19 protein-coding genes are annotated in these 18,584 nt (G+C 60.2%); 12 read left to right on the top strand and 7 right to left on the bottom strand.

All coding sequences use genetic code 11. The annotated features are described in order from the left end of the window. The 4 genes from AACS18_RS11110 to nqrE form a co-directional block, all read left to right on the top strand. A partial coding sequence (locus AACS18_RS11110) for a DHHA1 domain-containing protein (RefSeq protein ID WP_258228920.1) occupies positions 1–946 on the top strand: 946 nt, incomplete at its 5' end. Between the two features lie 177 nt (positions 947–1,123). Then, a complete protein-coding gene (locus tag AACS18_RS11105; protein ID WP_108614271.1) occupies positions 1,124–2,305 on the top strand; it encodes a MerR family transcriptional regulator in 1,182 nt (393 codons plus the stop codon). Between the two features lie 259 nt (positions 2,306–2,564). After that, positions 2,565–2,957, top strand: a complete 393-nt coding sequence (locus tag AACS18_RS11100) for a hypothetical protein (protein WP_043822209.1) — start codon at positions 2,565–2,567, stop codon at positions 2,955–2,957. A 199-nt stretch (positions 2,958–3,156) separates the two neighbouring features. Beyond that, positions 3,157–3,756: an NADH:ubiquinone reductase (Na(+)-transporting) subunit E gene (gene nqrE / locus AACS18_RS11095; RefSeq protein ID WP_108614270.1), complete on the top strand. Its 600-nt coding sequence runs from the start codon at positions 3,157–3,159 to the stop codon at positions 3,754–3,756. Positions 3,757–3,823: 67 nt separating this feature from the next. Here the strand turns inward: nqrE and lnt are convergent, their stop codons facing one another. From lnt to miaB, 5 genes are all read right to left on the bottom strand, one after another. Beyond that, positions 3,824–5,368 carry an apolipoprotein N-acyltransferase gene (gene lnt, locus AACS18_RS11090; RefSeq protein ID WP_108614269.1) on the bottom strand — a complete coding sequence of 515 codons (1,545 nt, stop codon included), beginning with the start codon at positions 5,366–5,368 and terminating at the stop codon, positions 3,824–3,826. Positions 5,369–5,516: 148 nt separating this feature from the next. Further along, positions 5,517–6,401, bottom strand: a complete 885-nt coding sequence (gene corC / locus AACS18_RS11085) for a CNNM family magnesium/cobalt transport protein CorC (RefSeq protein WP_005354092.1) — start codon at positions 6,399–6,401, stop codon at positions 5,517–5,519. Positions 6,402–6,496: 95 nt separating this feature from the next. Then, complete coding sequence (ybeY, locus tag AACS18_RS11080) at positions 6,497–6,961, bottom strand: rRNA maturation RNase YbeY (protein WP_005354089.1); 465 nt, start codon at positions 6,959–6,961, stop codon at positions 6,497–6,499. Then, positions 6,958–8,007: a PhoH family protein gene (locus AACS18_RS11075; RefSeq protein ID WP_005354086.1), complete on the bottom strand. Its 1,050-nt coding sequence runs from the start codon at positions 8,005–8,007 to the stop codon at positions 6,958–6,960. Before AACS18_RS11075 ends, ybeY begins: the two co-directional genes overlap by 4 nt. Before the next feature lie 54 nt (positions 8,008–8,061). Next, positions 8,062–9,495 (bottom strand): tRNA (N6-isopentenyl adenosine(37)-C2)-methylthiotransferase MiaB, encoded by a 1,434-nt coding sequence (gene miaB, locus AACS18_RS11070; RefSeq protein ID WP_108614268.1) that lies wholly within the window; start codon positions 9,493–9,495, stop codon positions 8,062–8,064. A gap of 265 nt (positions 9,496–9,760) precedes the next feature. On the opposite strand from miaB, the gene AACS18_RS11065 reads away from it, so the two are divergent. The 4 genes from AACS18_RS11065 (at position 9,761) to AACS18_RS11050 (ending at position 13,491) form a co-directional block, all read left to right on the top strand. Continuing rightward, on the top strand, positions 9,761–10,924 hold the full coding sequence (locus tag AACS18_RS11065; RefSeq protein WP_108614267.1) for an FAD-dependent oxidoreductase: 1,164 nt from the start codon (positions 9,761–9,763) through the stop codon (positions 10,922–10,924). 49 nt (positions 10,925–10,973) lie between these two features. Beyond that, positions 10,974–11,540 (top strand): cysteine hydrolase family protein, encoded by a 567-nt coding sequence (locus AACS18_RS11060; RefSeq protein WP_108614266.1) that lies wholly within the window; start codon positions 10,974–10,976, stop codon positions 11,538–11,540. A gap of 132 nt (positions 11,541–11,672) precedes the next feature. Further along, on the top strand, positions 11,673–12,353 hold the full coding sequence (locus AACS18_RS11055) for an excalibur calcium-binding domain-containing protein (protein ID WP_108614274.1): 681 nt from the start codon (positions 11,673–11,675) through the stop codon (positions 12,351–12,353). Positions 12,354–12,552: 199 nt separating this feature from the next. Beyond that, positions 12,553–13,491: a sensor domain-containing diguanylate cyclase gene (locus AACS18_RS11050; RefSeq protein ID WP_108614265.1), complete on the top strand. Its 939-nt coding sequence runs from the start codon at positions 12,553–12,555 to the stop codon at positions 13,489–13,491. A 93-nt stretch (positions 13,492–13,584) separates the two neighbouring features. Here the strand turns inward: AACS18_RS11050 and AACS18_RS11045 are convergent, their stop codons facing one another. Then, positions 13,585–14,493 (bottom strand): LysR family transcriptional regulator, encoded by a 909-nt coding sequence (locus AACS18_RS11045; RefSeq protein ID WP_108614264.1) that lies wholly within the window; start codon positions 14,491–14,493, stop codon positions 13,585–13,587. A gap of 116 nt (positions 14,494–14,609) precedes the next feature. Between AACS18_RS11045 and AACS18_RS11040 the strand changes: the two genes are divergently transcribed. Further along, entirely contained in the window at positions 14,610–14,855 is a 246-nt protein-coding gene (locus AACS18_RS11040; protein ID WP_108614263.1) for a hypothetical protein, read from the top strand. Between the two features lie 8 nt (positions 14,856–14,863). Further along, on the top strand, positions 14,864–15,523 hold the full coding sequence (locus AACS18_RS11035; protein ID WP_258228919.1) for an HAD-IA family hydrolase: 660 nt from the start codon (positions 14,864–14,866) through the stop codon (positions 15,521–15,523). A 114-nt stretch (positions 15,524–15,637) separates the two neighbouring features. On the opposite strand, the gene AACS18_RS11030 is transcribed toward AACS18_RS11035, so the two are convergent. Further along, positions 15,638–16,240 (bottom strand): nitroreductase family protein, encoded by a 603-nt coding sequence (locus tag AACS18_RS11030; protein ID WP_021229758.1) that lies wholly within the window; start codon positions 16,238–16,240, stop codon positions 15,638–15,640. A gap of 247 nt (positions 16,241–16,487) precedes the next feature. Here AACS18_RS11030 and AACS18_RS11025 point away from each other — a divergent pair, with 247 nt between their 5' ends. Next, positions 16,488–18,038, top strand: coding sequence for a sensor domain-containing diguanylate cyclase (locus tag AACS18_RS11025; RefSeq protein WP_181363441.1), 1,551 nt, complete (start codon positions 16,488–16,490; stop codon positions 18,036–18,038). A gap of 247 nt (positions 18,039–18,285) precedes the next feature. Next, on the top strand, positions 18,286–18,584 hold a 299-nt coding region (locus tag AACS18_RS11020; RefSeq protein WP_108614272.1), incomplete at its 3' end, for a hypothetical protein.

Raw genomic sequence — 18,584 nt, 5'->3', positions numbered from 1 at the left:
TCAGGCGCTGGTGGATGTGTCGGGCCGCGATGGTCGCCGCCTCACCGCCGCCGACCTCGGTTTTGCGCTGGGGCCGCGCCTCAATGCGGTGGGCCGTCTCGATGACATGTCCCTCGGGGTCGCCTGTCTGCTCTGCGATGATCTCAATTTGGCGCGCCAGCTTGCGGCCGAGATGGACAGCCTCAATCAGGAGCGCAAGGAGATTGAGCAGGGGATGCAGCAGGAGGCCCTCGCCACCCTGGAGCAGATCCGTTTTCGCGACGGCGAGGTGCCGTCGGGCATAGTGCTGCACCGCAACGAGTGGCATCAGGGAGTGGTGGGGCTGGTGGCCTCCAAGGTGAAGGAGAAGTACTACCGCCCGGTCATCGCCTTTGCCGAGAGCAGCGAGACTGAGCTCAAGGGCTCCGGCCGCTCTATCCCCGGGGTGCATCTGCGCGATGCGCTGGAACTGTTCGATACTCGCCACCCGGGGCTGATGGGCAAGTTTGGCGGCCACGCCATGGCGGCAGGGTTGACCCTGCCCAAGGCCAATATCGAAGCGTTCGGTCGGGCCTTTGAGGCGGTCATCAGCGAGCTGGTGACACCGGAGCTTTTGACCGGGGTGCTGCTCACCGATGGCGAGTTGTTGCCGGATGAGCTCAACCTCGAGCTGGCGGAACTTATTCGCGCCTCCGGCCCCTGGGGTCAGGCCTTTCCCGAGCCGCTGTTTGACGGCGAATTCGTGCTGGTACAGCAGCGGCTGGTGGGGGAGAAGCACCTCAAGATGATGCTGACTACCGATTCCGGTCACGCGGTGGATGCCATCGCCTTTGGCGTCGATCTCAAGCGCTGGCCCGATGCCTCGGTCAAGCGGGTGCGGCTGGTCTACCGGCTCGACGTCAACGAGTGGCGCGGCAACCGCAGCGTGCAGCTGCTGGTGGAGCATCTGGAGGCGGCCGGTCTCTGAGCCGGTAGCATCGCTGCTCTATCGCTGCTTTATCCCAGAGAGCGCTGACAACGGCCACCCTCGGGTGGCCGTTTTTGTTGGCGGATCTCTGGAAAAGGGCGTTGACCTGTCTATAGCTTCACAGTTTAAGCTCATCTCTATCGGGTCACTTGAGGGCCCGCACCGTGAGTGATTGCCATGAAAATATCCGAACTGGCCCGCCGCTGCGGCCTCGCCCGCTCCACCCTGCTCTATTACGAGAAGCTGGGGGTGATTGCCGGTACCCGGGCCGCCAACGGCTATCGCCACTATGACGAGGGGGATCTGCAGCGACTGCAGATGGTTCAGGCCCTGCAGGCGGGTGGTCTCAGCCTCAAGCAGTGCCTCGCCTGTCTGGCTGGCGAGATAGATCAAGCGGCATTGCTGGCCCGGGTCAGGGAGCTGGATGAGGAGCTGGCGCGGATGCAGCACGCCCGGGATCTGTTGGCGGATCTGGCAGGGCTGCGCCCGCGCTCCGGTGAGGAATTCAAGGCCTGGCAGCTGCAACTGCAGCGCGAGGCACCGGAGGCCTACTTCGCTTGGGTGATGAAACAGGGTTTTAGCGAGAAAGATCGCTACCACTTGCAATGGTTGAGCAAAGACATGAATGAACATGAGCGTTACATCAAAGACTTTATCCAGCTGCTGGATGGCATGAGTTACTGGGGGCCGGGGGATCGCGCCTTCACCCAGCAGCAGTTTGCCGCCTTGCCCATCCGGCCGCGCCGGATCCTCGACATGGGCTGCGGGCGCGGTGCCTCGACCATGGCGCTGGCTCAGGTGACCGATGCCGCCATCGTAGCCATCGATCTGGAAGAGGATGCACTGGCCGCCGTGGCGCACTCCGCCCGTGCGGCGGGCTTTGAGCATGTCTCCACCCTCTGTGCCAACATGGCGGCACTGTCGGACGATCTGGCCCCGGCCGACCTCATCTGGGCAGAGGGGAGCGCTTACGTGATGGGGGTTGCCAATGCACTGAAGGCGTGGCGCCCGTTGCTCGCTAGCCCGCAGGCTTGCATCGTGCTCAGTGATGCGGTCTGGCTGACCGATAACCCGCCCGAGGAGGCATTGGCATTCTGGCAGCAGGATTATCCCGCCATGCAGACGCTGGCGGGCCTGCTTGAGACGATACAAGCGGCAGGCTACTGCTGCCTGTCACACACTCCCTTGCCGATGAGCGCCTGGAACAACTATCTGGACCCTATCGAGGTCAATCTGGTGCGCTATCGTGACGAGCTGGGGGAGAGTGCTGCCTGGCAGGACTTGAGCCGGGAAGTGGCCATCCACCGCCAATATCTGGGCAGTTACGGCTATGTGATCTGCTGCCTGCAGGCGATGTGAAGAGGATGGCTATTGCCATTGAGGGTGAGCCAGTGATCGGACGGGGGAGCAGATGCTCCCCCATTTGTTTTAGTTTTTAAATGCCAAGTTCAGTGATAATTGAGTGTTTGGTGCTGATTTGTATGATTAGGTGAATATCAAAATCCAATAAAGCGATGGCTTGTGATATATTTATCCCCGCATTCCTGTCATCCCTGAAGGAGCTCGATCCTTGCCTCTTGCCAGTCGCTTACCCCCAAGCCGCATACAGCACGGTGCAATGGCCTTTGCCATCGCCTGCATTCTGTGGCTCGCTGCTTTTGCCGCAGCTGGGCTGAGCGCCGTTTCGCACGGGCCATCTGCCGGGGCGATGGCGGGGATGGCAATGCAAGATCCGCTCAACCAGCGTCTGGTCGATACGGTCGGCTTGCTGCCGGGCAACCAGTGGCGCCACGGGGTCGAGCAGGGGCGGCGGTTGGCGAAAGAGCGGGACGGCCATCTCTATCAGATGCTGCTGGCCTGGTTCCAGCACGATATCCTCGGCCTGCTCTGTGGCCTGCTGTTCTTTGTGCCGCTGATCTATGTCAGACAAGCATGTGGCCACGTTGGCTATCTGCATAAACGGCAACTCTGCGGCCACCATCTGCAATTTCGCTTCTGTCACGGCGACTAGCTCACCCACTGGCGGACGCTCATCCACGCTTTCACACTGCTTTTAACGCTCCCGATTGACTTACGTGGCAGGCTGACATCTGCAGCCTTCGCTCTATCGTCCGGTGCTGCGTCCGCGCTTTCTGTTGTTTCGTCCATGCTGCTGGCCATCGGCCAGAGGCAGACTTTCTCTTTGCGCAAACACCTGGTGAGCACACCCTATGGACTACTACCTCAACCTGTTTATTCACTCAATCTTTGTCGAGAACCTCGCCCTGGCCTTCTTTCTGGGGATGTGTACCTTTCTGGCCGTCTCGAAGAACATCAACACTGCCTTTGGCCTTGGCATGACGATCCTGGTGGTGATGGTGATCGCCATTCCCCTCAACAACTTGATTTACCGCCATATTTTGCGGGCAGGCAGCACCTTTTTCGGCGAATTCGATCTGGGATTTCTCGATTACATCATCTACATCGGGGTGTTGGCGGCGCTGGTGCAGGTGATGGAGATGCTGCTCGACAAGTACGTTCCGGCTCTCTATCACGCTCTTGGTATCTATCTGCCGCTGTTGACGGTGCACTGCGCCATCTTCGGCGGGGTGATGTTTATGGCGCAGCGGGATTACGATTTTGTCGAGTCGCTGGTCTACAGCGCAGGCTCTGGGCTCGGCTGGCTGCTGGCCATTGTCGCCATGGCCGGGCTGCGCCAGAAGTTGAAGTACGCTGATGTACCCGAGGGGCTGCGGGGCATCGGCATCACCTTTATCGTGGCGGGGCTGATGTCCCTTGGTTTCATGTCCTTCTCCGGCATATCTCTGTGAGGGGATGACATAAAAAAACGAGGTGCCTGTGGGCGCCTCGTTGTTTATCGGGGATTGCGGATTGGCGTTACAGCTCGCGGGCCCAGGGGTGAGCCTTGGGGCGCAGCGCCAGCGCCAGACCCAGCAGCAGTACGGTCAGACCGTAGAGGGGCCAGCTGCCAAAGCGCATGTAGGGGGTCTCGCCGTGGGCGGGACGCACCTCGCTGCGCAGCACGCCCGCTTCAAACTGCGGGATCTGGCCGATGATGCTGCCATCGATCTCGGTCACGATAGTGATGCCGGTGTTGGTGTCGCGCAGCAGCGGACGAGCCAGCTCCAGCGCGCGCATCCGGGCGATCTCCATATGTTGCCAGGGACCGATGCTGGTGCCGAACCAGGCGTCGTTGGAGACGGTCAGCAGGAAGTCGGTATCGGCATTGACGTTGCGGCGCACCTCCTCCGGGAAGATGATCTCGTAGCAGATGGCGGCGGCAAACTTGAGCCCCTTGGCGATCAGGTTGGGCTGTACTTCGTCACCCCGGCTGAAGGAGGACATCGGCAGGTTGAAGAAGGGGGCGATGGGGCGCAGCAGATCTTCAAACGGCACGAACTCGCCGATGGGCAGCAGGTGGTACTTGTTGTAGCGGTTGGAGTGGTTGTAGTAGTAGGACTCTTTGCCATCCGCATCCTGCACACCCATGCCGAGCACGGTATTGTAGAAGCGCTGTTGCTGCTCATCGTAGTGAATGATCCCCGCCAGCAGGCCGGTATCGTTCACCTTCATCGCCTTGTCCAGATTCTCCAGATAGGGGCCCATCGCCTTCTCGATAGCCGGGATCGCCGACTCCGGCCAGATGATGATGTCGGCATCCTGATTCTCGCGGCTCAAGTCCTGATAGGTGCGCACCGTGGGGGCCAGCGCCTCCGGATCCCATTTGAGGGATTGGGCGATATTGCCCTGCACCAGCGCCACCTTGACAGGCTCGCCACGGGTCACCCAGTTGAGCTGCATCAGACCGTGGGCACCGGCCACCAGCAGGGCGGGCACCGCCAGCCACAGTGGCGAGCGGGATTTCCACACCAGCCAAATGGCGGAGGCGGAGAATAGCAGTGCTAGGGTGATGCCTTGCACCCCGAGAATGGGAGCAAATCCCTTGAGCGGGCCGTCGATCTGGCTGTAACCAAACCAGAGCCAGGGGAAGCCGGTCATCACCCAGCCGCGCAGCCAGTCAGCGACCAACCAGAGGGCCGGGAAGGCGAGCAGCCAGCGGCTCCAGTGACGGCCGCCAAAGAAGCGGGCAAAGACCCAGCAGGCGAGCGTCGGGTAGAGTGCCAGATAGGCGGAGAGCCCGGCCAGCAGGACGAAGGCGACCGGCAGCGGGATGCCGCCAAACTCGGTCATGCTGACGTGGATCCACCACAGCCCCGGCAAAAAGAGTCCCATGGCGTAGCCAAAACCGCGCCAGGCGGCCTGTTTCGGCGTGGCTTTGTCCAGCAGGGCGTAGAGGCCAAGCAGGGAGGGGATCACCAGCGGCCAGTAGCCGAAGGGGGAGAAGGCCAGCACGGCGATGGCACCAGAGGCCAATGCACTGAGGCTTAACAGAATTTTGGAAGTAACAGGGGATAATCTCACGGGCGATGGTGCTCGTCTTGGTGTGCAACTGGGGTCGAATGGCCGGTATCTTAACCTGTAAGCGGGGCAACGGCGAGCCTCGATGCCGGTGGCAGAGAGCACAACGCCCCGAGGTCGGGGCGTTGTTTCACACATCGAGCGGATCTGCTTATTGCGGCTCGGATTGCGCCGCCGCGTGGTGCTCGGGGATCTTCACCTGCAGCTGCTGCAGACGACGCCGGTCGGCATGCATCACCTTGAACAGGTAGCCGTCCAGCTCGATCTCCTCGCCCTTCTTTGGCAGGTGGCTGAAGGCGTGCATTACCAGACCACCCACCGTATCCACCTCTTCATCGCTGAATTTGGTGCCGAAGAAGTCGTTGAAATCCTCGATCTCGGTCAGGGCGCTGATGGAGAAGACCCGCTTGCTGAGGCGGCGGATTTCGTCCGGCTCATCCTCGATGTCGTCAAACTCGTCGTCGATCTCGCCAACGATCAGTTCCAGTATGTCTTCGATGGTCACCAGACCGGAGACGCCACCAAATTCGTCGACCACGATGGCCATGTGGTAGCGCTCTTCACGGAACTCCTTGAGCAGACGGTCAACCCGTTTGCTTTCGGGCACGATCACCGTGGGGCGCAAGATTTTCTCGAGCTGCAGCGGCTCGCTGGCGTGATGGCCGCCAAACCCGAAGGGGAGCAGATCCTTGGCGAGCAGAATGCCCTCCACATGATCCTTGTCCTCGTTGATCACCGGGAAGCGGGAGTGACCGGACTCGATGATCACCGGCAGGATTGCATCCACCGGTTGGGACTTCTCGATGGTCACCATCTGGGAGCGGGGGATCATGATATCGCGCACGCGAAGATCGGCAATCTCCAGCACCCCCTCGATCATGTCCTTGGTGTCCTGATCGATGAGGTCGCGCTCTTCGGCATCGGCTATCACGTCTACCAAATCATTGCGGTCTTTTGGCTCGCCCTGGAAGAGTTGGCTGAGTTTGTCGAGCCAGGTTTTCTTCGGCGAGCCGGTACTAGGGTGATCGTCGGTCATTTTCTCTCTTGGTTACTCGTATGAACACACTTGAAATAGTTCGGGTTATATAAGGATGGCCATCTGCTGTTTCAAGACGATGACCATCCGGTTCTTTACTCTTCGTCGTTCAGATAAGGATCGGCAAAACCGAGCTCCTGCATGATGTCGCGCTCAAGCGCTTCCATCTCTTCGGCTTCCTCATCCTCGATATGGTCATAACCTAGCAGATGCAGACTGCCGTGCACAACCATGTGGGCCCAGTGGGCCATAAGGGGCTTGCCCTGCTCCTCGGCCTCGCGCTCTACCACCTGACGGCAGATCACCAGATCGCCGAGCAGCGGCAGCTCCAGACCGGGTGGCGCCTCGAACGGGAAGGAGAGCACGTTGGTGGGCTTGTCCTTGCCGCGATAGGTGAGGTTGAGCTCGTTGCTCTCCGCCTCGTCGACGATGCGCACCGTCACTTCTGCCTCTTGCTGGAAGCCGAGAATGGTTCCGTCGAGCCAGCCTTGCAGCTGGGCTTCGGTGGGCAGGCCGTCGGTGCTGGCACTGGCCAGCTGCAGATCCAGGGTTACGCTCATTGCTCGCTCTCTTTGCTGGAGTTTGTTTGGCCGGCCACCTTCTCGGCTGCCTGTTTGGCGTCGAACGCCTCATAGGCCTGCACGATGCGGGCCACCACCGGGTGGCGAACCACGTCTTTGGACTCGAAGAAGTTAAACGACAGACCATCGACCCCTGGCAGCACTTCCAGCGCGTGGCGCAGGCCGGATTTGGCGTTGCGCGGCAGGTCTACCTGGGTGATGTCACCGGTGACCACAGCCTTGGAGTTGAAACCGATGCGGGTCAGGAACATCTTCATCTGTTCGGTGGTGGTGTTCTGGGCCTCATCGAGAATTATAAAGGCGTCATTGAGGGTTCTTCCGCGCATATAGGCGAGCGGTGCCACCTCGATGATGTTGCGCTCCATCAGCTTCTCGACCCGCTCAAAACCCAGCATCTCGAACAGGGCGTCGTAGAGCGGGCGCAGGTAAGGATCCACCTTCTGGGAGAGATCGCCAGGCAGGAAGCCCAGCTTCTCACCCGCTTCCACCGCCGGACGGGTCAGCAGAATGCGGCGAATTTCCTGACGCTCCAGCGCATCCACCGCCGCTGCGACCGCCAGATAGGTCTTGCCGGTACCGGCCGGGCCTATGCCGAAGCAGATATCGTGGCGCACGATATTGGCAATGTACTGGGCCTGATTTGGGCTGCGTGGTTTGATGAGACCGCGCTTGGTCTTGACCGTCACCTCCTTGCCATAGGGGATGCTCGGCGCCGGTTCGTCATCCTGCTCCAGCACTCGCGACTCCTGAATAGCCAGATGGACCATGTCGGGAGTGATGTCAGTCACCTTGCCACCCTTGAGGGGCTGGGTTTCCACATAGAGGTGCTTGAGGATGACGGCGGCGGCATCCAGCTGGGCCGGTTTGCCCACCAACTGGAAGTGGCTGTCACGGTAGCTGATCTCGACGCCGAGGCGGCGCTCCAGCTGCTTGATGTTGTCATCGAAGGGGCCGCACAGGCTGGCAAGGCGCTGGTTGTCGGCGGGCTCCAGATGCAGATTCAGGGTCGAGATGTGTCGGCTCAAAATATCCTCGTCTCAAGGCGCTCCCCATCCGCCGGACGAATGGGGAGGAGGGGATTAATGGGGAGTGAAGGCGGCAACGCCCAGCTCGTCCGGTACGTTATCCGGGCGACGGGCCAGGATTTCGCTCGGGGCGGTGGCGATCCGCAGGTTCATCTCGCTCTCGCCGCGGATGAACTTGCCGCGCAGGGAGTTAGGACGCACCTCGGTGATCTCCACGTCGGCAAAACCGCCGATCAGGGTGTGCTGGCCTTCGAAGTTGACCACCCGGTTGTTCTCGGTGCGACCACACAGCTGCATCGGGTCGAGCTTGGAGGGCCCTTCCACCAGGATGCGCTGGGTGGTGCCCAGCATGGCGCGGCCAATCTGCATCGCTTGGTTGTTGATGACGTGCTGCAGGCGGGCCAGACGGGCTTTCTTCACTTCCATGTCGACATCGTCGGGCATGTCGGCGGCCGGGGTGCCCGGGCGCGGGCTGAAGATGAAGCTGAAGCTCATGTCGAAACCCACATCCTCGATCAGCTTCATGGTCGCTTCAAAGTCTTCGTCCGTCTCGTTCGGGAAGCCAACGATGAAGTCGGAGCTGATGGTGATGTCGGGACGGGCGGCACGCAGGCGACGGATCTTGGATTTGTACTCCAGGATGGTGTGCGGGCGTTTCATCATGGTCAGAATACGGTCGGAGCCGCTCTGCACCGGCAGGTGCAGGAAGCTGACCACTTCCGGGGTGTCTTTGTAGACTTCGATGATGTCGTCGGTGAACTCGATCGGGTGGCTGGTGGTGTAGCGAATGCGATCGATACCGTCGATGGCGGCCACCAGACGCAGCAGCTCGGCGAAGGTGCAGATGCCGCCATCAAAGGTCGGGCCGCGGTAGGCATTGACGTTCTGGCCGAGCAGGTTCACTTCGCGCACGCCCTGCTGGGCGAGCTGGGCGATTTCGTAGAGCACGTCGTCCAGCGGTCGGCTCACCTCTTCACCGCGGGTGTAGGGCACCACGCAGTAAGTACAGTATTTGGAGCAGCCTTCCATGATGGAGACGAACGCGGTAGCCCCTTCGGCGCGCGGTTCGGGCAGGCTGTCGAATTTTTCGATCTCGGGGAAGGCGATATCAACCTGGGCACCATGGCCCTCTTGCACTTCCTTGATCATGGCGGGCAGGCGATGCAGGGTCTGCGGGCCGAACACGATATCCACATAGGGAGCGCGTTGGCGAATCGCATCGCCCTCCTGAGAGGCAACGCAGCCACCCACGCCGATCACCAGACCGGGCTTTTTGGCCTTGAGCTTTTTCCAGCGTCCCAGCTGGTGGAACACCTTCTCCTGCGCCTTTTCGCGGATGGAGCAGGTATTCAGCAGCAAGACATCTGCCTCTTCGGGCTCTTCGGTAAGGGTGTAGCCATTGCTGGCATCCAACAGGTCGGCCATTTTGGACGAGTCATACTCGTTCATCTGGCAACCCCAGGTTTTAATGTGAAGTTTCTTGCTCATTGCTTCTCTTGACTTGTTTTGAAATCGGCATGGTCAAAGGACCGCGCATTTTACTCCGCAATCTGGATACTGCCTAGCTAATATCCAGCTGGCAATGGTGCTCACCCGATACCTGTTGCCTGCAAGATCAATAAGCTTTCTCCTTGATTTGACGCAGCAATTCCCCGTTTGCCTCACTGTTTATCAGCCGCCCTTGCGCTATCATGCTGCCATCCGGTTCACGTCCGGGCGCTGTCGCCGGACGCACCCTTTCAGGAATAAATGTATGGAACAGTGTGATATCGCCATCGTCGGCGCCGGCATGGTGGGCGCCGCCACCGCCTGTCTGCTGGCGGCTCAGGGCCTCTCGGTGCGGGTCATCGAGGCCCAACTGCCGGAGCATTACGCACGGTCGCAGCCGCTGGATCTGCGGGTCTCCGCCATCAGTCAGGCCTCGGTGGCGCTGCTGGAGCAGGCCGGTGCCTGGCACCATCTGCAGCAGATGCGGCTCTGCCCCTACCGCCGGCTGGAGACCTGGGAGCTGGACGGTTTTGCCACCCGCTTCAATGCCGCCGATCTCGGTCTGCCCCAGCTCGGCTACATCATCGAAAACCGGTTGGTGCAGCTCGCCCTGCTCAAGCGGATGGAAGATTTTCCCACCATCCAGACCCACACCCCGGCGGCTGTGATGAGCCTGCGCCAGAGTGCGGATGAAGCTGTGCTGACTCTGGATGACGGCACCGAGCTGGCGGCCCGCTGGGTGCTGGCTTGCGACGGCGCCGAATCCCACACCCGCAAGCTGGCGGGTATCGGCGTATCGCGCTTCGAGTACCGCCAGCACTGCATGCTGATCAATATCGACACCGACTTTGCGCAGGAAGATATCACCTGGCAGCAGTTCACCCCGAGCGGCCCGCGCGCCTTCCTGCCGCTGCCCGGCCAGCACGGCTCTCTGGTGTGGTATGACAGCCCGGCCCGGATCCGGGCGCTGGCGGCCATGAGCAACGAAGGGCTTGCCGCCGAGGTGCGCCGCCACTTCCCGAGTCGGCTCGGCGGGTTCACCGTCACCGGCAAGGGGAGCTTCCCGCTGGTGCGCCGCCACGCCAACGACTATCACGTCGGTCGGGTGGTGCTGCTTGGCGATGCTGCCCACACCATCAACCCGCTGGCGGGGCAGGGGGTCAACCTTGGCTTCAAGGATGTGGCCTGCTGGGCTGATCTGCTGCAAGGAGCTGGCGCCGACTGGCATCAACTGGCGTTGGCCGAGCGTTACGAGCGGCGCCGTCGTCCTGACAACCTGCTGATGCAGTCGGGGATGGATCTCTTCTACGGGGTGTTCAGCAACGAGATTGGCCCCCTCAAGCTGGCCCGCAATCTGGCCCTCAATCTGGCGGACAAGGCAGGCCCGCTCAAGGAGATGGCGCTGCGCTATGCACTGGGGCTGGTTTGACAGGTAGGAACCAGATAACACGGGCAGAATGCGCGAAGGAGCAAAGGTGATGAACAAGGCACTGCTGGTGATCGATTTTATCAACGACATCGCCCACCCCGACGGGCGCATTGCCGCCTCCGCAGCCCATGTGCTGGAGCAGGATGCCATCGCGCATGCCAATCAGGCGCTGGCCCATGCCCGTGCCAACGGCTGGCTGGTAGTGCTACTCAAGGTGGGCTTTGACGGCGGCTATCTGCTGCAACCCAAGGGGTCTCCCATGTTTGGTCGCGCTCACCAGTTGGGGGCGCTCTCTTTGGCTGACAGCGGCACCGACTTTCATCCTGATCTGGATGTGCAGCCCGGTGATCTGGTGCTGACCAAGCCCAGGGTCAGTCCCTTCTATGGCACGGCGCTGGAGCCTGCGCTGCGGGCCAACCACATCGACCACCTCTATCTGTGCGGGGTGAGCACTAGCTGGGCCATTCAGGCGGCAGCGCGGGATGGTCACGATCGCGACTACGCCATCACCATTCTGGAGGATGCCTGCGCCGCCGCAGATGCCACCGAGCATCACACCTCGCTGCGGATGCTGGGTCGCATCGCCGAGATCATCAAGGTGTCCCGGCTGGCTTGATCCTTAACGCAGGCTGTGCCCGATCTCCGTTTTGAGATTGACTCTGCGGCCCCTTGTCGGGCCGCAGCGCTTTTGGGCAACATGATTGTCGGGCAAGATAGTGCTCACATGGATAACAACAAGGATGGACAGATGCGTTATCAGGGACGGATCGCGAGCTGGAACGAGGCGCGCGGCTTTGGATTTATTACGCCGGAGCAAAATGGCGCCGAGCAGGCAATCAATGGAGCACGCAGTGCAGGGCTGTTTGTGCATGTTACGGCGTTGCAATCAGATGGCCGGGTGCCAGAGCCGGGGGAGCGTGTCACCTATCTGATCGGCAGTGGCCAGGATGGCAAACCAAGGGCGTTACAGGTCTTTTTCCCCGATCGCCCGCTCACGTTGGCGGATGCAGTGCCGTCGGCCGCAACATCAGCCACAAGGTCAGCCGCACCATCAGCGGCGCCATCATTTCGGACGACAAGTCAGCCGCCACGCCCCACCTCGACCAGAGAGAGAAGCAACCCCTATCGACGTCGCAAGAGCAGCTGGAGTGGCAAACTGATCCCCCTGCTGGTGCTCGTCGGCCTCTTTTCCATCTATTCCCGTTTCTCGGCCGAGTCGATGGCGCCATTGCCGGTCTCCTCTTTCAATCGGGAGGAGGTCAGCACGCCACAGGCAACGACCTTTATTCGCCAGTGTGATGGTCGGCAGCATTGCTCCCAGATGACCTCCTGCGAGGAGGCAACCTGGTTTTTGCAACATTGCCCGAACACCAAAATGGACGGAGAGGGCGATGGCATCCCCTGCGAAAATCAGTGGTGTGGCCATTAAATGTGACTTATCAGATACATATGCTCATGATGTGCTCTTGTTATCCGGAACAGGGAAACTGGCCTGAAACCTTGCCGGATGATGTTCGATGGTGAAATTTGGTCTCAGTTGGCTAAGTGGGAATGGGGTGCTTTACTCTATCTGCTGACTTAATTGTTAATAGATGGCGGTATGCCACTTTTGCCACAGGATGGCCACCATGGCGGATGATATACAGACGCGGCAGAGTCACTTCGCCGAGCGAGCCCATCATCTGGCTGCGCTGCTGGATTCGCTGGAAGACCAGATATCGGTGATAGATCGGGATGGCGTGATCCATTACACCAATCTCGCCTGGGATCTGTTTGCCGAGCAAAACGGCATGCCCAAGGGATATAACTGGATTGGGGTCAATTACATGGGGGCTTGTGACGCTGAATCCGAGCCCTCGGGATTGGCTGCCGTGGAGGGGATCCTCCGGGTTATCCGTCATCAGCAGGAGAAGTTCTATCTGGAATACCCCTGCCACAGCCCCGACACCCAGCGCTGGTTTATGATGCGAGTAGCGCCGGTACCCGGTCTTGATGCCGAATATTTTTCCATCGCCCATATCAATATCACCGAGCGCAAGCTGCTGGAGCTGGAAGTGGAAAACCTCTCCCTCCACGATCCTTTGACCGGACTGGCTAATCGGCGGCTGTTCAACAGTTTTTTGCATAACGAGTGGCGGCGCAGCATGCGGGAACATACCCCGCTCTCCCTCATCATGCTGGATCTGGATAACTTCAAGGCGTGCAATGACCATCTTGGTCATCAGATGGGAGATGGCTCGCTCCAGCTGGTGGGCCATCTTCTGCAATCTTTCTGCCAGCGTCCGGCGGATCTGCCCTGCCGTTTTGGTGGTGACGAATTTGCCCTGATCCTCGGCAATACCGACCAAAATACGGCCCAGCGGATTGCGGAGGAGATCCGCCAGGCCATCAACGATCTCGACATCGTGGTGGCAAATAATATTCAGCTTAGCGCCAGCATTGGTATTGCTACCTACACGGTAGAGCAACCGCTGGAGGGGGAAGGGGCGTTGCTGGCCGCGGCCGATGCGGCGCTTTATTGCGCCAAGGGGGCGGGTAAAAACCGTAGCCACTGCGCCAGCTGTTGAGCCGCATTGTCGCTTTTGTCCTGCATGCGCCCCCTTGATGGGGCGCACTGTTTTTTGGCTGGTCACGGTGTTAGCCACCAGCGAGCGTTGGTTTCAGCGCTCGGGTGTGGCCGACACCGGCAGGGGATGGCTGGCGATCACCTGCCTGACGAAGTGATCCCGGATGGGGTCGGCAAAGTCCGGATTCCATACCATGCTGACCTCCCACTCGGAGCTGGGGCCTGAGAGGGGATAGAGGGTGACATCGGGCCCTGCGATAAAGCTGACGCTGCGTGGCAGGATGGCGTTGCCGATGCCCGCCGCGACCAGCGCCACCAGCGTCTGGATATCTTCGGCCTCCTGAACCATGCCGGTCAGCCGATTGGCGCCGAGAAAACCGGCGATCTGCTGGCTGAGACCGGGGCAGCGGTGGCCCACCATCTGCAACAGGGGTTGACTGGTCAGTGCCTGCTGGACGTCGAATGCGGCCGGGTCTGGTTCGGTCATTCGTGTCGGCACCGCCAGCACCAGTCGGTCGATCAGCAGTCTGTGCTCCTGTAACTGCGGCACCTGAGGTCTGCGCATAAAGCCCAGCTGCAACTGGCCGGAGAGCAACTGCTCCTGCTGGATCGCGGAGGGCATATCCTGCAGATGGACCATCACGTCCGTGACTTGCTGTTTGAAGCGGGCCACCAGCGCAGGGGCCAGTGCGAAACTCGACAGACCGAAGCCAATTTTGAGTCGACCGGCCACGCCGCTCGCCACCGCCAGCGCATGGCTTTCGAACTCCCGACCGTGCTCGACCAGCGCACTCGCCTGAGTGAGTAGCTGGGCACCGAGCGCTGTCAGCTCGGCGCCGTGGCAGCCCCGTTTGAACAGGGTGCAGCCCAGCGTCTGCTCCAGCCCCTGGATCTGCTTGGTGAGAGCCGGTTGGGTGATAAAGAGGCGGCTGGCCGCTTCCCGGTAGTTGGCGGTATCGGCCAGCGTCACAAACGCCTGCAGTTGCCTCAAGTCGAATTTCATTCCAATTGGTTATCCAAAGTGGCGATTTATTAATTATAAATTATCTAATCGCCTTGTTCTAATGGCTCGGCAAGGGGGGAATCGCCCTCCTCTGAACCGGAACAAGGAGCCATATCATGTCCACTCAACGTTATCTCTTTTTGATCAAGGGCACGCTGGTGCTGGCCCAGTCATTGGCGGCCCCGGAGACGGGGGAGCTGCTCGCCAGCCTGCTGCGACAGGGTTTTGTGGTCGGTCCCTTGCAAGTGTGGGCAGGCAGTACCGAGCAGGCACTCGCCTGTTATGAGCGTGCCGCCCAGCAGCAGGCCTTTGCCGATGCACTCTCTGGCTATCTGCCCGAGCTGGCCAGAGTGTCTGTATGAGTGCCTGTATGAATGCTGGCACGAGCAACATCAGCTTGTCGGTATCCGCCCTGCTGCTCGATATGGATGGCACCCTGGTCTGCTCGACCGGCGATGTGGAGAAGGTGTGGCGGCTCTGGTGTCAGCATCATCAGCTGGCCCCAGAGCCGGTACTGGCGATGTGCCACGGTATGCGCTCGCGAGAGGTAATCCGGGCGCTGGCTCCGCAGCTGGATGTGGAGCGGGAAGCGGCGCGGCTCGACGAGCTGGAGATGCTGCATACCGGCGGCGATGCCATCGCAGGGGCTGGCGAGTTGCTGGGCCGCTTGTCGCCAGAGCGTTGGGCCATCGTGACCTCCGCCAGCCAGCGGGTTGCTCGCCATCGCCTGAGTTGTGCCGGTTTGCCGCTGCCCAACCTGCTGGTGGGGGCCGAAGCTGTGATCAATGGCAAGCCCGATCCCGAGCCCTATCTGCTGGGGGCTGAACGGCTTGGCGTCTCGCCCGCTCGTTGCTTGGTGTTCGAGGATGCCCCGGCCGGTATCGAGAGCGCCCTGCGTGCAGGTTGCACCGTGGTGCAGGTAGGGGGCGATGCGCCGCTCAATCCAGCGGTGGTGGCGGTGATCCGCGACTGGCGCGAGGTGAAGGTGGAGATTGGAGAGGCGTCCCTGTTGGTGACGCTGCTCGCCTGAGCGGTGGATAGAGCGTATTACGACCGCAGATTGCGGTATGAACCATCGCCATCAACACTGTATGCCGCAATAAAAACGCCCCCGAGATGCGGGGGCGTTTTGCTATCTCAACGGTTATTTGAAAACACGGAAACGGGTAGCGTCGTCGATAAAGGTCTTGTCGCCGGCCGGTTGCTTGATGCTGCCAAAGGGCATTTGGGCGCGCAGCAGCCAGCTGGCGGGCAGGTTCCACTCCTTGCGTACCGCCTCGTCGATCAGCGGGTTGTAGTGCTGCAGGGAGGCACCGACTTTCTCCTGCGCCAGCGTTGTCCAGACCGCAAACTGGGCGATGCCGGTGGCATGTTCCGACCAGATGGGGAAGTTGTCGGCATAGAGGGCGAATTTTTGCTGCAGATCCTTGATGACGTCGGTGTCCTCAAAGAACAACACCGTGCCGAAGCCTGCGCGGAAGCTGCCATCCACCTTGGCCTCACTCTGGGCGTAGGCCTCTGGCGGCACAATCTTTTTCAGCTCGGCTTTGACAATATCCCACAGCTTGTGGTGCTGGGTGCCAAACAGGATGACGGCACGGGAGCTCTGGGAGTTGAAGGAGGAGGGGCTGTGCCTGATGGCATCCTGGATCAGGGCCGTCAGCTGCTCCGGCGTGTGGGACACCTGGTCGCCCAGGGCATAGATGGTACGACGTGCTTTGATCTGTTCGATAAACGGACTGCTCATAACATCTCCTTGTTCTGCTTGGCGTTGCAGCCAGTGATGGACGGTTTGTCCAGCGCCTGCCGAATCAGGTATAGACTATAACACCCGCAATGCAGAGCGGGGTTAACCCGGGGTAACTAGCGTTTTTCCTGTCAGTTGATATTCGTTTGCGAACCTTGACGTTTCGCTAATGTTGGAAATGTCATTTAAGGGCGAGAAAGTGATATTAATCAATGATTCACTCTCTTTTCTCTCCCACAATCCCCGTATGTTTTCTTGGTTCGGATGTGATGTGAGCCGTTCGTATCTCAATAAACGCTACTATGTGCTGGTCCCCCTCTCTGCATTGATTGGTTTGATGATCCTGATAGTGACGATCATCATGGCTATTGCCAGCTATCTGAGGGATATCGACATGACGGTATCCGGCTTCGGCCACATGGCATCCTCCGTTGAAGCGTCCCTGATCCACGAGATGGTGAAGGTCCATGAGCGGCAACTGGCGGTGCTGGAGGCCTCGCTCGACAAGGAGAAGATCGCTCGCGGCGGGCTGGCCGACTCCCCCATCTGGGCCATTGCGCACAAGATCAAACCAGGCAACCACTACATCTACTTTTACAACCTGAACGCGGATCGTATCGACAGCTACCCGGACTGGCTACCGCCCCCTGGTTATCAGGCGGCGCTGCGACCCTGGTATCAGGTGACCACCATGCCGGGCGACGAGCTCGTCTGGTTTGGCCCCTACCCTGAATACAATACCAATGAGCTGATACTCAGCCTGATCAAACGGGTGCGGGACGATCAGGGGCAACTGCTGGGTCTGCTGATGGTCGACATGTCATTCGACTCGCTGCAGCAGGCGCTGCAGCGGACGGTTGGCGGCAATCAGGCCGCACTCTATCTTACCTTGCGCGACAGCGGCCAGCTGGTGGTGGGCAGCAATATGGATCTGCTGGCAGATCACCCCATCGAGCAGCATCAGGGCCAGCAGTGGCTCGGTCTGGATGTGTTGTGTCATGGCACTTTCCTGAAGCGCGAGCTGGCGGATATTGGCTGGGATCTCAATATCTATCTGCCGCCCGTGCTGTTTCGCAACAGCCTCTATGAGGCGCTGCAGATGGTGGTTTTGCCATTGATCTCCCTGTTTGCCATCTGGTGTTGCACGCTGAGTCTGCTGGTGCGGATCTTCCGCCAGGAGCAGGCGCTGGTGTCGGGGTCACTGACCGGTATCGTGCGCAATCTGGAGAGTTCTCCCCCTATCACCAAGGCCAATACCTGGTTTGTGCGACGCAGCCTGAACGAGATCGATCAGGTCAGGGCCAGCTTCCTCAAGGGGCAGGATGCGCTGTTGCGGGACCCTCTGACCGGTATCATGAACCGGCGAGCCTTCGGGCAGCACAAGACGGCGCTGGAGCTGAGGGGGGAGCGCTTCTGGCTGCTGCTGTTTGATATTGATCACTTCAAAGGACTCAATGACAGTCGGGGTCATGCCTTCGGCGATCAGGTGCTGTGTCGGGTGGCCAATTGTCTTGCTGATGTGCTGGGGGTGAGCACGGTTTACCGGATTGGTGGCGATGAGTTTGCCGCTCTGCTGCAACAGCCACAGGATGAGCTGGCGGAGAAGCTCAATTGTCTGCTTGACGTGGTGCGACATCAACAGTGGCGTGAGCACAAGGGGCAGGTCACCTTGAGTATCGGCGGCGCCTGCCATTCACCCCTTGCCGACCCCATCTTCGAGCGTGCTGATGCAGCCCTTTATCGTAGCAAGGAGGCTGGCCGGGACTGCTGGCATCTGGCGGATGAGGCTGCTGACTGACAGCTTTTGTCCCAGCGCGGCGGGTCTGTGCCGGGACACGACAACCAGATTGTGGGGCGCCCAGCCGTAATAGTGTGGCTTTTTGGTGATTTTAATCTTTAAATTCAATCGCTTGATTTTACTCTTCCATTCTGGGCGGTGGCAGTGCGGCCATTGACTGTCGCATCCCTCATTTCTGCTGGCTGGCGAACCCCGTGGCACTTTGTATAGTGCCGCTGAATATTAATCAGGTTTGACAGGAGTACCCATGGAGATGAATTCGCGTGCTCTTCGCGCACTGGCACTGCTGGGCGCCTTGCTGGCTGGCAGCACGACCGTGCATGCTTCCGAGACCCTTAATACCATTCTCGGTGGCGGCGCAGGCGGGGTGGCGGGCACCATGATCGGCAAGGAGCTGGGGGGTGATACCGGTGCGCTGGTGGGGGCTGCATTGGGCGGTGCAGCTGGTGGTGCAGCGACGGCCAACAAGGGCAACAAGAATGAAGCGGCCCTTGGCGGTGCGGTGGGGGCGCTGGGCGGTGCCGCTATCGGCAAGAGTGTTGGTGG

This window comes from Aeromonas sp. HMWF015 (genome assembly GCF_963878965.1).
In the GTDB taxonomy this organism is placed as follows: domain Bacteria; phylum Pseudomonadota; class Gammaproteobacteria; order Enterobacterales; family Aeromonadaceae; genus Aeromonas; species Aeromonas veronii.
This window is presented reverse-complemented; position numbering and strand designations above follow the sequence as displayed.

What these genes read in the sequence shown, in the direction of transcription:
- miaB (WP_108614268.1), bottom strand. Translation starts at nt 9,495, where the DNA reads ATGAGCAAGAAACTTCACATTAAAACCTGGGGTTGCCAGATGAACGAG.
- AACS18_RS11055 (WP_108614274.1), top strand. Translation starts at nt 11,673, where the DNA reads ATGCGTTATCAGGGACGGATCGCGAGCTGGAACGAGGCGCGCGGCTTT.
- AACS18_RS11060 (WP_108614266.1), top strand. Translation starts at nt 10,974, where the DNA reads ATGAACAAGGCACTGCTGGTGATCGATTTTATCAACGACATCGCCCAC.
- AACS18_RS11030 (WP_021229758.1), bottom strand. Translation starts at nt 16,240, where the DNA reads ATGAGCAGTCCGTTTATCGAACAGATCAAAGCACGTCGTACCATCTAT.
- AACS18_RS11040 (WP_108614263.1), top strand. Translation starts at nt 14,610, where the DNA reads ATGTCCACTCAACGTTATCTCTTTTTGATCAAGGGCACGCTGGTGCTG.
- nqrE (WP_108614270.1), top strand. Translation starts at nt 3,157, where the DNA reads ATGGACTACTACCTCAACCTGTTTATTCACTCAATCTTTGTCGAGAAC.
- AACS18_RS11105 (WP_108614271.1), top strand. Translation starts at nt 1,124, where the DNA reads ATGAAAATATCCGAACTGGCCCGCCGCTGCGGCCTCGCCCGCTCCACC.
- AACS18_RS11025 (WP_181363441.1), top strand. Translation starts at nt 16,488, where the DNA reads ATGTTTTCTTGGTTCGGATGTGATGTGAGCCGTTCGTATCTCAATAAA.
- AACS18_RS11065 (WP_108614267.1), top strand. Translation starts at nt 9,761, where the DNA reads ATGGAACAGTGTGATATCGCCATCGTCGGCGCCGGCATGGTGGGCGCC.
- AACS18_RS11035 (WP_258228919.1), top strand. Translation starts at nt 14,864, where the DNA reads ATGAATGCTGGCACGAGCAACATCAGCTTGTCGGTATCCGCCCTGCTG.
- corC (WP_005354092.1), bottom strand. Translation starts at nt 6,401, where the DNA reads ATGACCGACGATCACCCTAGTACCGGCTCGCCGAAGAAAACCTGGCTC.
- AACS18_RS11100 (WP_043822209.1), top strand. Translation starts at nt 2,565, where the DNA reads ATGGCCTTTGCCATCGCCTGCATTCTGTGGCTCGCTGCTTTTGCCGCA.
- ybeY (WP_005354089.1), bottom strand. Translation starts at nt 6,961, where the DNA reads ATGAGCGTAACCCTGGATCTGCAGCTGGCCAGTGCCAGCACCGACGGC.
- AACS18_RS11050 (WP_108614265.1), top strand. Translation starts at nt 12,553, where the DNA reads ATGGCGGATGATATACAGACGCGGCAGAGTCACTTCGCCGAGCGAGCC.
- AACS18_RS11045 (WP_108614264.1), bottom strand. Translation starts at nt 14,493, where the DNA reads ATGAAATTCGACTTGAGGCAACTGCAGGCGTTTGTGACGCTGGCCGAT.